The sequence below is a fragment of the Microbacterium sp. MYb62 genome (assembly GCF_002979475.1).
Taxonomy (GTDB): Bacteria; Actinomycetota; Actinomycetes; order Actinomycetales; family Microbacteriaceae; genus Microbacterium.
Map to the genome: position 1 here is coordinate 86,960 of NZ_PCOY01000001.1, position 12,483 is coordinate 99,442.

Genomic DNA, 12,483 nt, shown 5'->3' on the forward strand with positions numbered 1-12,483 from the left:
AAAGTACCGTTCAGACGACTTCGGTGCAGAGAGAAAGCCCCGATCAGCAGGCGAGGAACGTGCGGGACGGAATGTCGGAGGTCGGTCATATCTTCGAATCACGAAAGGAGCACCGATGACCGACAACCTGATCACCTCACTGCCCGAAGTCCCGTACGCGACGCCTCGACTCTCGTCTTCGCGAGAGCACCTGGTCCGCGCGGCGGATCACCTCTGGCGGGTCCAGGATCAGCGAGAGCATGTCCTGGGCCACCTGCGCATCGTCGCCGACCCGCTCGGACTCCGGTATCGCGCAGAGCGGCTGCATCTCGCGACCGGTGTCTTCCGGATCGTCGGAGAGTTCTGGCGGGCGGATGATGCCGTCGCCGTCCTCCGTTACTCCTGACGAGAAGGCTTCCGGCGACGATGGGTGTTCGATGAGAAGAGGCCGCCTCGGAGAAGGCGATCGTCTCCCGACCGAGGCCGATCCCGTGGGGTGCCCCCGGCAGGATTCGAACCTGCGACCAAGAGATTAGAAGGCTCCTGCTCTATCCCCTGAGCTACGGAGGCGCACCCTTCTAGCGTATCGCGGTCCCGCGGGCGATTAACGAAGCACTCTCCGGTGGGCGATGTCGAGCCCGTCGATAGTATGGCGACATGGTATCTGCGTCCGAGAATGATCGTCTCGTATGGATCGACTGCGAGATGACGGGGCTCGACCTGGCAGTCGACGAGCTCGTCGAGATCGCCGTCGTCATCACCGACTTCGAGCTCAACCCCATCGATCCCGGTTTCCAGGTGGTGATTCGCGCCAGTGAGACCGCCCTCGAGCACATGAACGACTTCGTCACCAAGATGCACGAGACATCCGGCCTCATCGAGGAGATCGCCGGCGGCATCTCCCTGGAAGAAGCCGAGTCGCAGACCCTCGCATACATCAAGCGCTTCGTGCCCCTGGAGCGCAAGGCCCCGCTGGCCGGCAACACGATCGGTACGGATCGGATGTTCCTCGCGAAGTACATGCCGCAGGTTGATCAGTGGTTGCACTACCGGAACGTCGATGTCTCGAGCATCAAGGAACTCTCGCGTCGCTGGTACCCGCGAGTGTTCTTCCAGGCTCCTTCCAAGGATGGCGGCCACCGTGCGCTCGCCGACATCCTGGAGTCGATCCGAGAGCTCCGGTACTACCGCGAAGCGGTCTTCGTCGACGAACCGGGACCGTCCAGTGACGAGGCACGGGAGATCGCCGCCCGCACGGTGTCCGAGTTCACTCCGAACATGTAATAGACTCGTATGGTTGCCCGCTCCGGTGGGCACATGGTGGGTATAGCTCAGCTGGTAGAGCGCTGGCTTGTGGTGCCGGATGTCGCGGGTTCGAGTCCCGTTACTCACCCTCTTGAAGAAGGCCCGAATCGCATGGTTCGGGCCTTCTTCGCGTTCTTGCGCCGAACGGCGTCGCCCGCGCCACGCTCTAGACTTGCGGAGTGTCACTCGCGGTCTGGTTCTCGTTGCTGACCGCGTCCGTCGTGATCAGCTTCACGCCAGGGGCCGGCGCGATCAACACGATGTCGAACGCCATGAATCAGGGATGGCGACGCTCGATCTGGGGCATCATCGGCCAGCAGATCGCCCTGATCGTCCACGTGGCCATCGTCGCGGCAGGCGTGGGGCTCCTCGTCTCACGATCGGAGATCCTGTTCAACGGCATCCGCTATGCCGGCGCCGCGTACCTCGTGTTCCTCGGGATCCGCCTGATCCTGACGAAGCCGTCGGTCGTCGTCGACGATGCTCCGGATCCGATCGACTCCCGCGAGAGCCACTGGTCGATGATCCGACGAGGGTTCTGGGTCAACCTCCTGAACCCCAAGGCGATCGTGTTCTTCTTGGCGTTCATCCCGCAGTTCATCCGTCTCGATCAACCGCCGATCCCCCAGTACTTCGCTCTCATCGCCACCGTGGTCGTCGTGGATGTGCTCGTGATGTGGGGATTCTTCGCCGCGGCCGCCCGCCCCTTCCGACGGCTCACCCGGACCACACGCGGACAGCGAGTGCTCAACACGGTCTTCGGCGCCTTGTTCATCGTCGTCGCCGCCATCCTCGTTCTCCTGCACTGACGGCTTCTTCGCCTCTAGGCTGGACACGATGGACATGGATGCCGCCGCCTTCGAGGAGCTCGTGATCGACGAGCTCGACCAGCTTCCCGACGACATGGTCGAAGGGTTGGAGAACGTCGTGTTCGTCGTGGAGGACCGCCCGGAAGACGGAAGCCTCGATCTGCTCGGACTCTACGACGGCTTGGCCCTCACGGAGCGGACGCAGTACGGGATGGGCGAGCTCCCCGACCGGATCGTCGTCTACCGTGAGCCGCATCTGGCGCAGTGCGACACGGCCGAAGAGCTCCGGGACGAGATCCACACGACGCTCGTCCACGAGATCGCGCACTTCTACGGCATCGACGACGAGCAGCTGCACGAGATGGGCTGGGCATGAGCACCCCGATCGCCGTCCCGGATCTCGACGAGGTGACCGACCTCCACGCCGCGCCACTCGAACCGTGGCAAGTCGTGGTCTGGAACGATCCCGTCAACCTCATGAGCTACGTGGTCCGCGTCTTCCGCACGTATTTCGGATACTCCGTCGACCATGCCACGGCACTGATGCTCGCGGTCCATCATGAGGGGCACGCGATCGTCGCCACCGGACCGCGCGAGACCATGGAGGTCCACGCCCAGGCGATGCACGACTTCGGACTCTGGGCGACCGTGAGGAAGGCTCCCCTGTGACCTCGGACCCGATCGTCGCCCCGATCACGATGATCGAGGGATTCCACCTCGCGCAACTCGTGGATGATTTCCTCGAACTCATCGACACGTCGCGGGACTCCGGGGACCCGGCGATCGAACGATTGACGCCGAGCCCCTATCCGGACGACCCGGATTCCGCCACCGACTTCGCTGCGAGCACGCGCGGTGATCTCCTCGACCGTCGACTCGCCGACGCCCGCAGGATGCGCGAAGCGCTCAGCGCCGTCGCCGGCCGCGGCGAGCCGCTCGAGCACGAGGCGCTCGACACCCGAGACGTCCTCATCGCCGCGGACGACGTCGATGCGTGGCTCCGGACGTTGACCGCCATTCGCCTCGTCGTCGCCACACGACTCGGGATCACGTCAGACGAGCAGAGCAGCACCGATGGGCGGCACGACGTCTACGACTGGCTCGGCTACCGCCTCGAACTGCTCATCCAAGCGGCCGACGAGGCAGACGCCGATCGGGAGCTCTAGGGAACCTCGACGATTCGGGTCGCAAGGGCCCGGGGATCGTCACGTTCGACATGGCGACGCTCCTGCGTAGCCCACCGGTCCCAGTGCGGACGGTAGGTCTCGCCGTCACGTGCCAGGGCCCGCGCCTTGCGTGATTCCTCGGCAGACTCGACCCAGATGCGGACGTCGGCGAGACCCGCGGTCGATGGCCGCAGGATGCCGCTGCCCTCAACGATCACGCCGAGCGCAGGATCGACGGCATGGCTCTCCGCTTCAGCGTCGACGTCCCAGTCCCACCGCCGCCAGGTGCCGAGGAATCCGCGGCCGTGAGGTCGGAGAATCCAGTCAAGCGCACGCTCCGCCCCACTGTCGAGTCCGTCCCAGCCCGGGTAGAGAGAGTCGAGCGCGACCAACTGCACGTGTCCGAGCACCGGCCAGCGCCGGACCAGCAGAGCGGCGAGCGAAGACTTACCCGCGCCGCTGCAGCCGTCGATCAGCACCACAGGATTCGCTGCCGCCAGGGCACGGATGTCCTGCTCGATCAGGGCCGCAGCGCGCTCCAGCGCCGCCGCGACGGGATCGTCACTTCTTGAGGGCACGGATGATACGGGTGAGAGCGCGTCCGGCAACCCAGACGAAAGGCACAGCGACGACGAGCAGCGTGACGATGTTCGGCTCGAACCGCAGGCCCTCCTCGCGACGCACGTAGACGCCGACCGGGACCGACACGCCTCCGCCGCCCCCGCCCTCGGCACCGTCTCCGCTGCCGCCACCGAATCCTGAGTAGGTGAACGCGACGGGGGTGATGCTCACTCCGTCGACGTCCTGCGGCTCTCCGTACGCGCTCTTCACGCCGAAGGACGCAGCTTGCTTTCCGAGTTCCAGTGCAATGTTCGGCATACCCCCACGCTAGCCGAGGAAGCGCACGCGCGTGGGATCAATCCAGGCCGTGCGCCTTCGGATGCGGCGCGGCGCCCCGCCCGTCTCCCCGGCCGATGTGTCGCGCACGGCTGATCGTCGCAGATCCGAACCGCGCCACCGCCTCATCGACCGCCCCCTCGACTTTGCGCCAGTCTTCGTCGTCGTCCCAGAGAGCGAGTCCCGCGCCCCCAGCCGGCCGCAGATTCTCGGCACGCACACCGACCAATCTCACGGGATCACGCCGATCGATCTGCTCGAACAGCGCCTGGGCGGCTTCGCCGATGCGCTGCCCGACGGCCGTGGGCTCACTCAGAGTCTGCGACCGGTTCAAGGTGCGGAAGTCATCGAAGCGGATCTTGATGGCAACGGTCGAGGTCTCCCACTCCGCACGTCGGAGCCGGGCGGCGACACGGTCGGCTAGCCGGAGAAGCTCGGCGCGGAGGAACGGGCGGTCAAGGATGTCCTGGTCGAAGGTCTCCTCATGCCCGATGCTCTTCTCCACGCGGGCGGTGTCGACCACTCGGGCGTCCTCCCCGAGTGCGAGCTGCGAGAGACGGCCGCTGAGGGCGGGGCCGACCGCGCGCTCGAGCATCTCGCGCGGAGCGTCGCGCACATCCTGCACCGTGCGGATGCCGCGGGCCTCCAGCGCCTCCGCGGCCTTCGGCCCCACGCCCCACATGGCGCGGACCGACCGGGGCGCGAGGAAATCGAGCGTGTCCTTCCCCGCGACCACGAGCATCCCATCGGGCTTGGCGAACGTCGATGCCATCTTCGCGACGTGCTTCGTCGCCGCGACGCCGACGCTGCACGTGATGCCGACCTCGTCGAGCACACGCTCGCGGATCAGCTCCGCGATACGCGCCGGGCTCCCCCACAGTCGCCGCACACCCTGCACATCGAGGAACGCTTCGTCGACCGACAGGGGTTCCACCAGCGGGGTGAACGACTCGAAGATGGCCATGACCTGCCGAGACACCTCTTGGTAGCGGTGGAAGTGCGGGAGGACGATGCGGGCGGAAGGGCACAGCCGAAGCGCCTGCGAGACCGGCATCGCCGCACGTACGCCGTAGCGGCGAGCCTCGTACGAGGCACTCGAGACGACGGATCGGCCGTCCGGTGCCCCGATGATCAGCGGGAGGCCACGGAGGGAGGGGTCGTCGAGCACCTCGACCGCCGCATAGAACGCATCCATGTCGACGTGCAGGATGCGCGTGCCGGTGTCGTCGGCATCGGCGGCGGAGACGATGCGCCCCCTGCCGTCACCGTGTCCCATACGACCATTCTCCCCCGGGCCTCCGACACGAGGCCCGGGGCCGCACGCTACTGGGCAGCGCGCTCGAGGATGAGTTCACGGACGCGGGCGGCGTCGGCCTGGCCCTTCATCGCCTTCATGACCGCACCGATCACGGCACCGGCGGCCTGCACCTTGCCGTCCTTGATCTTGGCCATCACGTCGGGCTGCGCGGCGAGGGCCTCGTCGATCGCGGCGATCAGCGCACCGTCGTCGGACACGACCGCGAGGCCGCGGGCGTCGACGACCTCCTGCGGGGTGCCCTCACCGGCGATGACGCCTTCGAGCACCTGGCGCGCGAGCTTGTCGGTGAGCGTTCCCGCGTCGACGAGCAGCTGCAGGGCGGCGACGTTGTCCGGGCTGATCAGCTCCGTCGCATCCTTCTCCTGGGTGTTCGCGATGCGGGTGATCTCGCCGGTCCACCACTTGCGCGCGGTGGCCGGAGTCGCGCCGGCCGCGATCGTCGCCTCGACGACCTCGAGCAGACCGCCGTTGCGCACGTCCTGGAACTCCAGGTCGGTGAAGCCCCACTCCGTCATCAGGCGGCGTCGGCGGGCGACCGGCTGCTCCGGAAGAGCCGCACGCAGCTCCTCGATCAGCGCGGCGGCCGGGTCCACCGGCAGCAGATCGGGTTCGGGGAAATAGCGGTAGTCGTCGGCATCCGACTTCGGGCGTCCGGGCGACGTGGTACCGGTGTCCTCGTGCCAGTGGCGCGTCTCCTGCGTGATCGTTCCCCCGTCGGCGAGGATCTGCGCCTGCCGCTGGATCTCGTACTTGACCGCACGCTCGACCGAGCGCATCGAGTTGACGTTCTTCGTCTCGGTGCGGGTGCCCAGCTTCTCGCTGCCACGCGGACGCAGCGAGACGTTCGCATCGCAGCGCAGGTTTCCGCGTTCCAGCCGGGCCTCGGAGATACCCAGACCGCGGACGATGTCACGGATCGCCTGCACGTAGGCCTTGGCGACCTCCGGTGCACGGTGTTCGGTGCCGTAGATGATGTTCGTCACGATCTCGACCAGCGGCACACCCGCACGGTTGTAGTCGACCAGCGAGTACTCTGCGCCCTGGATGCGTCCGGTCGCCCCGCCCATGTGGGTGAGCTTGCCGGCGTCCTCCTCCATGTGCGCGCGCTCGATCGGGATCGTGATGAGCGTGCCGTCTTCGAGTTCGACTTCGACCGATCCCTCGTACGCGATCGGCTCGTCGTACTGCGAGATCTGGTAGTTCTTGCCCAGGTCCGGGTAGAAGTAGTTCTTCCTGGCGAACCGGCTCGACTCCGCGATCGAGCAGCCGAGAGCGAGGCCCAGGCTGATCGACGAGCGGATCGCGGTCTCGTTCACGACAGGCAGCGATCCGGGAAGGCCGAGGTCGACCGGAGCGATGAGAGTGTTCGGCTCCGCGGCGTGATAGGCCTCGTTGGCCGGGTTCGGCGCGTCGGAGAACATCTTCGTGTGGGTGTTGAGCTCGACGTGCACCTCGAATCCGAGGACCGGCTCGAACAGCTCGAGCGCCTTGTCGAAGTCCATGAGCTTGGCGGCGGCCATCAGCGGTTCGCTCCTGCGAGCTGCGGTGCGCGGGTGAGCAGTGGCGCACCCCACGAGTCGACGAGCAGCGTCTCGAGCGCAGCGCCGACCTTGTAGAGACGTGCGTCCTCCCGTGCGGGGGCGATGAACTGGATGCCGACGGGGAGGCCGTCGTCATCCGCCAGACCGCTGGGGATGGAGATGCCGGGAACACCGGCGAGGTTCACCGGGATCGTGGTGATGTCGTTGAGGTACATCTGCAGCGGATCGTCGATCTTCTCGCCGAGCTTGAACGCCGTGGTGGGTGCGGACGGCGTCGCGATGACGTCGACCTCGGCGAAGGCGTTCGCGAAGTCCTGCTGGATGAGGGTGCGAACCTTCTGCGCGCTGCCGTAGTAGGCGTCGTAGTATCCGGCCGACAGCGCATACGTGCCGAGGATGATGCGGCGCTTGACCTCGTCGCCGAAGCCGGCCTCGCGGGTCGCGGACATGACGTCCTCGACGGTCGGGTTGCCGTCAGGCGTCACCCGCAGACCGAAGCGCACCGAGTCGAACTTCGCCAGGTTGCTCGACGCCTCGGCGGGAAGGATCAGGTAGTACGCGGCGACGCCGTACTCGAAGTGCGGAGCACCGATCTCCACGATCTCGGCCCCCTGCGCCTCCATGAGCGCCAGTGCGCTGCGGAAGGAGGCGGCGACACCGGGCTGGAAGCCGCTGTCAGGCAGCTCACGGATCACACCGACCTTGAGTCCCTTGAGCACGTCTCCGCGCGCACCCTCACGAGCCGCCTCGGCGAACGACGGCCACGCGTCGCGCAGCGAGGTCGAGTCCTTCGGGTCATGCCCGCCGATCGCATCATGCAGCAATCCGGAGTCGAGCACGGTCCGGGAGACCGGGCCGACCTGGTCGAGGCTGGAGGCGAGGGCGATCGCGCCGTAGCGGCTCACCCCGCCGTACGTCGGTTTGACGCCGACCGTTCCGGTCACGTGGGCGGGCTGACGGATCGAGCCCCCCGTGTCGGAGCCGAGGGCGAGCGGTGCTTCGAAGGCGGCGACCGCGGCGGCCGAGCCACCACCGGAGCCACCGGGGATGCGATCGAGATCCCAGGGGTTGCGCGTGGGGCCGTAGGCCGAGTGCTCGGTCGACGAGCCCATCGCGAACTCGTCCATGTTCGTCTTGCCCAGCGGGATCAACCCGGCGGCACGGGACCGTGCGACGACCGTGGCGTCGTAGGGCGAGAGGTACCCCTCGAGGATGCGCGAGCCGCTTGTCGTGGGCTGGTCGGTCGTGACGAGGACGTCCTTGATGGCGAGCGGCACACCCGCGAGCGGGCCGAGGGCCTCACCGGAGGCACGACGGGCATCGATGGCCGCTGCGGCCTCGAGAGCCCCGTCGTTGACGTGCAGGAACGCGTGGACGTCGCCGTCCACCGCCGCGATGCGATCGAGGTGTGCCTGAGTCGCCTCGACGCTCGACACCTCGCGAGAGGCGAGCTTCGCGGCGAGATCCGCCGCGTCCAGCCGGATGATGTCGCTCACTGCTCTTCTCCCAGGATCGCGGTGACGCGGAAGCGGCCGTCGGCGGCATCCGGGGCGTTCTGAAGCACCTGCTCATGCGTGAGCGTCTGTCCGACCACGTCAGGACGGAACACGTTGCTCAACGGGATGGGGTGGCTCGTCGCGACGACATCGGCCGTCGCGACCTCCGACACCTTCGCGATGTTGTCGACGATCGCGTCGAGCTGGCCCGTGAGCCGCGACACCTCGTCGTCGTTCAGCTGGATGCGTGCGAGTACACCGAGGTGGCGCACGAGTTCAGGGGTGATTTCAGACACTCCCCCAGTCTAGTTGGCGCGCTCCCCCGCCCCATGCCCGACGAGTAGCTCGTCCTATGCTGGGCGGGTGAGCACGTTCCAACCCCCTCGCCCGTGGATCGCCAGCTATGCCGCAGGAGTTCCGGAAGATCTCCCTCCTGTCGACGGATCGCTCGTGGACATCGTCGCCGCTTCCGCACAGGACTACCCGGATGCCCCCGCCCTCCAGTTCTTCGGACGCGAGACCAGCTATGCCGAATTGCAGGCGGCGATCGACCGCGCGGCAGCGGGCCTGCGCGATCTCGGTGTCCGCGCCGGCGACCCGGTCGCCATCGTGCTCCCGAACTGCCCCCAGCACATCGTGGCCTTCTACGCCGTGCTCCGGCTCGGCGCCGTCGTCGTCGAGCACAACCCGCTCTACACGCCCCGCGAGCTGCGCAAGCAGTTCGAGGACCATGGCGCGAAGCATGCGATCGTGTGGAACAAGGTCGTCTCCACCGTGCAGGAGTTCCCCGCCGATCTGGCCGTGACGAACCTCATCTCCGTCGATGTCACACGCGCGATGCCGTTCCTCACCCGCTTCGCCCTGCGACTTCCGGTCGCCAAGGCGCGCGAGTCCCGCGCGGCACTCACCGAGAAGGTGCGCGGCACCGTTTCCTGGGACTCGTTGCTCGTTTCGGCTCCGCTCCCGGCATCGCACCCGAAGCCGGGAACCGACGATCTCGCGATCATCCAGTACACCTCCGGAACGACGGGAACACCGAAGGGAGCGGCGCTCACCCACCGCAACCTCCTGGCGAATGCCGCGCAGGCGCAGGCCTGGGTGCCGTCGATCCAGCGCGGCAAGGGATGCGTCGTGTACGCGGTCCTGCCGATGTTCCACGCGTACGGACTCACACTCTGCCTGACCTTCGCGATGTCGATGGGGGCGCGACTCGTGCTCTTCCCCAAGTTCGACCCCGACCTCGTGCTCGACGTCGTCAAGAAGCACCCCGCGACGTTCCTGCCGCTCGTCCCGCCCATCGCCGACCGTCTGCTCGCCGCGGCGAAGGCGAAGGGCGTGTCGCTCGACGGCATCGAGGTCGCGATCTCCGGGGCGATGGCGCTGCCGCACGAGCTGGTCGTCCCCTTCGAGGAAGCCACGCACGGCTACCTCGTCGAGGGCTACGGGCTGAGCGAGTGCTCGCCCGTCCTCATGGCGAACCCGGTCGCAGACAATCGCGTGCCCGGCACCGTCGGGCTCCCGCTTCCCGGCACCGAATGCCGCGTGGTCGATCCGGAGAATCCCACGGAGGACGTGCCCTCGGGTTCCGCCGGCGAACTGGTCGTCCGCGGCCCGCAGGTCTTCTCCGGCTACTACGGCAAGCCGGAAGAGACCGAGGCGGTCTTCGTCGACGGGTGGTACCGCACGGGCGACATCGTCACGATCGACGATGCAGGATTCGTGCGCATCGTCGATCGCATCAAGGAGCTCATCATCACGGGCGGCTTCAACGTCGCCCCCACCGAGGTGGAGAACGCACTGCGTCAGCACCCGAACGTCGCGGATGCGGCGGTCGTCGGTCTGCCGAGCGACCACTCGGGCGAGGAGGTCGTCGCAGCCATCGTCGTCGATCCCGGAACCGATGTCGACGTCGAGGCGATCCGCGAGTTCGCCCGCAGCATCCTGACTCCCTACAAGGTTCCACGTCGCGTGTTCGTGGTCGACGAGCTCCCCAAATCCCTCATCGGCAAGGTGCTCCGGCGTCAGGTGAAGGCGAAGCTGGTCTCCCTGACGACCGGCGCCTGAGGACGCCCTCACAGGCGCCGAGCGCCGACGCGCGCTACCCTTGGGAAGTGACCCCTGAAGATGCAGTGCTGACCGACGCCCCCGAGGACTCCCCCGCGACCCCCGGATTCGAGGAGCTCGGCATCACCGGGCCCGTCCTCAAAGCCATCAAGGACCTCGGCTACGAGACCCCGTCGCCCATCCAGGCGGCCACCATTCCCACGCTTCTCGCCGGCCGCGATGTCGTCGGCATGGCGCAGACCGGTACCGGCAAGACCGCGGCATTCGCACTCCCCGTGCTCGAGCGCCTCGACGTCTCGCAGAAGACCCCGCAAGCGCTCGTGCTCGCCCCGACCCGTGAGCTCGCGCTCCAGGTGTGCGAGGCCTTCGAGTCGTACGCCTCGAAGATGAAGGGCGTGCACGTCCTCCCCGTCTACGGTGGACAGGGCTACGGCGTGCAGCTGTCGGCTCTGCGCCGCGGCGTCCATGTGATCGTCGGTACGCCGGGTCGCATCATGGACCACCTCGCGAAGGGCACGCTCGACCTGTCGCAGCTGCAGTACCTCGTGCTCGACGAGGCCGACGAGATGCTGAAGATGGGCTTCGCGGAGGACGTGGAGCAGATCCTCGCGCAGACGCCCGAGGAGAAGCAGGTCGCCCTGTTCTCCGCGACGATGCCGCCGCAGATCCGCCGCCTCGCGCAGAAGTACCTGCGCGACCCGGAAGAGATCAGCATCAAGTCGAAGACCGCCACCGGAACGAACATCACCCAGCGCTACCTCGTGGTGTCGTACGCGCAGAAGGTCGACGCGCTCACCCGCATCCTCGAGGTCGAGAACTTCGACGGCATGATCGTGTTCGTCCGCACCAAGAACGAGACCGAGACCCTGGCCGAGAAGCTGCGCGCACGCGGCTACTCCGCCGCCGCGATCAACGGCGACGTGCCGCAGGTGCAGCGCGAGCGCAGCGTCAACCAGCTCAAGGACGGCAAACTCGACATCCTCGTCGCGACCGACGTGGCGGCCCGCGGGCTCGACGTCGAGCGCATCAGCCATGTCGTCAACTTCGACATCCCCACCGACACCGAGTCGTACGTGCACCGCATCGGCCGCACCGGACGTGCCGGACGCTCGGGAGATGCGATCAGCTTCATCACCCCGCGTGAGCGCTACCTGCTCAAGCACATCGAGAAGGCGACGCGCCAGCAGCCCACCCAGATGCAGCTGCCCAGCACCGAGGACGTGAACACCACGCGTCTGAACCGCTTCGACGACGCGATCACGACCGCGCTGTCGGAGACCGGTCGCATCGAGGCGTTCCGTGACATCGTCGCGCACTACGTCCGTCACCACGACGTGCCGGAGGGAGACGTCGCCGCGGCTCTCGCCGTCGTCGCACAGGGCGACAAGCCGCTGCTGCTGGACCCGGCGAACGATCCACTGACCAAAGCGGTCGAAGCCGACAACCGCCCGCCGCGTGAACGCGCCGGCCGCGATTCTCGGGAGCCGCGCGAGCCCCGCACGGAGCGCCGCGGCCGCGGCGACTACGCGGCGTACCGCATCGAGGTCGGCCGCCGCCACCGGGTCGAGCCCCGCCAGATCGTCGGCGCGCTCGCGAATGAGGGCGGCCTCGGTCGCGACGACTTCGGCGCGATCAACATCCGTCCCGACTTCTCGGTCGTCGAGCTGCCCGCGAATCTCGACCCCGCGGTTCTCGAGAAGCTGCGCGATACGCGCATCTCCGGTCGACTGATCGAGATCAAGCCCGACCGCGGCCCCGCCGGTGCACGTCGCAGTGGTCCTCGCGAGGGCGGCCGCGACTCGGGTGCGCGCAACGATCGGTTCGAACGCCGTGACCGCGACGAGCGTCCGGCGCGCGACAGCCGCGACGAGAAGCCGTTCCGGAAGCCGCGCCACAAGAGCTGACGCC

At 67.5% G+C, this 12,483-nt stretch carries 14 protein-coding genes and 2 tRNA genes; 9 read left to right on the forward strand and 7 right to left on the reverse strand.

What is annotated here, in order from left to right; genetic code table 11:
- Positions 1–115: 115 nt before the first annotated feature.
- The gene (locus CQ042_RS00430; RefSeq protein ID WP_105668277.1) at positions 116–385 is read left to right on the forward strand and encodes a hypothetical protein; all 270 of its coding nucleotides are present in this window, start codon (positions 116–118) and stop codon (positions 383–385) included.
- Positions 386–476: 91 nt separating this feature from the next.
- On the opposite strand, the gene CQ042_RS00435 is transcribed toward CQ042_RS00430, so the two are convergent.
- Positions 477–549, reverse strand: a tRNA-Arg gene (locus tag CQ042_RS00435).
- An 87-nt stretch (positions 550–636) separates the two neighbouring features.
- Here CQ042_RS00435 and orn point away from each other — a divergent pair.
- From orn to CQ042_RS00465, 6 genes are all read left to right on the forward strand, one after another.
- The gene (orn, locus tag CQ042_RS00440) at positions 637–1,263 is read left to right on the forward strand and encodes an oligoribonuclease (RefSeq protein WP_105668278.1); all 627 of its coding nucleotides are present in this window, start codon (positions 637–639) and stop codon (positions 1,261–1,263) included.
- A gap of 36 nt (positions 1,264–1,299) precedes the next feature.
- Positions 1,300–1,372, forward strand: a tRNA-His gene (locus CQ042_RS00445).
- 91 nt (positions 1,373–1,463) lie between these two features.
- The gene (locus CQ042_RS00450; protein WP_105668279.1) at positions 1,464–2,093 is read left to right on the forward strand and encodes a LysE family translocator; all 630 of its coding nucleotides are present in this window, start codon (positions 1,464–1,466) and stop codon (positions 2,091–2,093) included.
- A 28-nt stretch (positions 2,094–2,121) separates the two neighbouring features.
- A complete protein-coding gene (locus CQ042_RS00455; RefSeq protein ID WP_105668280.1) occupies positions 2,122–2,469 on the forward strand; it encodes a metallopeptidase family protein in 348 nt (115 codons plus the stop codon).
- Positions 2,466–2,762, forward strand: a complete 297-nt coding sequence (clpS, locus tag CQ042_RS00460) for an ATP-dependent Clp protease adapter ClpS (protein WP_181157385.1) — start codon at positions 2,466–2,468, stop codon at positions 2,760–2,762. The genes CQ042_RS00455 and clpS overlap by 4 nt, the downstream gene beginning before the upstream one ends.
- Positions 2,759–3,259 (forward strand): DUF2017 family protein, encoded by a 501-nt coding sequence (locus CQ042_RS00465; RefSeq protein WP_181157386.1) that lies wholly within the window; start codon positions 2,759–2,761, stop codon positions 3,257–3,259. Before clpS ends, CQ042_RS00465 begins: the two co-directional genes overlap by 4 nt.
- On the opposite strand, the gene CQ042_RS00470 is transcribed toward CQ042_RS00465, so the two are convergent.
- The 6 genes from CQ042_RS00470 to gatC are packed head-to-tail and all read right to left on the reverse strand — an operon-like array spanning position 3,256 to position 8,807.
- A complete protein-coding gene (locus tag CQ042_RS00470) occupies positions 3,256–3,837 on the reverse strand; it encodes a hypothetical protein (protein ID WP_105668281.1) in 582 nt (193 codons plus the stop codon). The two genes, CQ042_RS00465 and CQ042_RS00470, sit on opposite strands and share 4 nt — an antisense overlap.
- On the reverse strand, positions 3,821–4,138 hold the full coding sequence (locus tag CQ042_RS00475) for a hypothetical protein (RefSeq protein ID WP_031206169.1): 318 nt from the start codon (positions 4,136–4,138) through the stop codon (positions 3,821–3,823). Before CQ042_RS00475 ends, CQ042_RS00470 begins: the two co-directional genes overlap by 17 nt.
- Before the next feature lie 37 nt (positions 4,139–4,175).
- Positions 4,176–5,432 carry a DNA polymerase IV gene (dinB, locus tag CQ042_RS00480; protein ID WP_105668282.1) on the reverse strand — a complete coding sequence of 419 codons (1,257 nt, stop codon included), beginning with the start codon at positions 5,430–5,432 and terminating at the stop codon, positions 4,176–4,178.
- A gap of 47 nt (positions 5,433–5,479) precedes the next feature.
- A complete protein-coding gene (gene gatB / locus CQ042_RS00485) occupies positions 5,480–6,994 on the reverse strand; it encodes an Asp-tRNA(Asn)/Glu-tRNA(Gln) amidotransferase subunit GatB (protein ID WP_105668283.1) in 1,515 nt (504 codons plus the stop codon).
- Complete coding sequence (gene gatA, locus CQ042_RS00490; protein WP_105668284.1) at positions 6,994–8,511, reverse strand: Asp-tRNA(Asn)/Glu-tRNA(Gln) amidotransferase subunit GatA; 1,518 nt, start codon at positions 8,509–8,511, stop codon at positions 6,994–6,996. The genes gatB and gatA overlap by 1 nt, the downstream gene beginning before the upstream one ends.
- Complete coding sequence (gene gatC, locus CQ042_RS00495; protein ID WP_029259178.1) at positions 8,508–8,807, reverse strand: Asp-tRNA(Asn)/Glu-tRNA(Gln) amidotransferase subunit GatC; 300 nt, start codon at positions 8,805–8,807, stop codon at positions 8,508–8,510. The genes gatA and gatC overlap by 4 nt, the downstream gene beginning before the upstream one ends.
- Before the next feature lie 67 nt (positions 8,808–8,874).
- Here gatC and CQ042_RS00500 point away from each other — a divergent pair, with 67 nt between their 5' ends.
- Together CQ042_RS00500 and CQ042_RS00505 are read left to right on the forward strand one after the other, a co-directional pair.
- A complete protein-coding gene (locus CQ042_RS00500; protein WP_105668285.1) occupies positions 8,875–10,575 on the forward strand; it encodes a long-chain-fatty-acid--CoA ligase in 1,701 nt (566 codons plus the stop codon).
- 47 nt (positions 10,576–10,622) lie between these two features.
- The gene (locus CQ042_RS00505) at positions 10,623–12,479 is read left to right on the forward strand and encodes a DEAD/DEAH box helicase (RefSeq protein ID WP_374954450.1); all 1,857 of its coding nucleotides are present in this window, start codon (positions 10,623–10,625) and stop codon (positions 12,477–12,479) included.
- The last annotated feature ends 4 nt before the right edge of the window (positions 12,480–12,483 follow it).

Coding starts and splice junctions, on each gene's coding strand:
- CQ042_RS00430 (WP_105668277.1), top strand. CDS start 116: ATGACCGACAACCTGATCACCTCACTGCCCGAAGTCCCGTACGCGACG.
- gatB (WP_105668283.1), bottom strand. CDS start 6,994: ATGGCCGCCGCCAAGCTCATGGACTTCGACAAGGCGCTCGAGCTGTTC.
- dinB (WP_105668282.1), bottom strand. CDS start 5,432: ATGGGACACGGTGACGGCAGGGGGCGCATCGTCTCCGCCGCCGATGCC.
- clpS (WP_181157385.1), top strand. CDS start 2,466: ATGAGCACCCCGATCGCCGTCCCGGATCTCGACGAGGTGACCGACCTC.
- orn (WP_105668278.1), top strand. CDS start 637: ATGGTATCTGCGTCCGAGAATGATCGTCTCGTATGGATCGACTGCGAG.
- CQ042_RS00475 (WP_031206169.1), bottom strand. CDS start 4,138: ATGCCGAACATTGCACTGGAACTCGGAAAGCAAGCTGCGTCCTTCGGC.
- CQ042_RS00455 (WP_105668280.1), top strand. CDS start 2,122: ATGGACATGGATGCCGCCGCCTTCGAGGAGCTCGTGATCGACGAGCTC.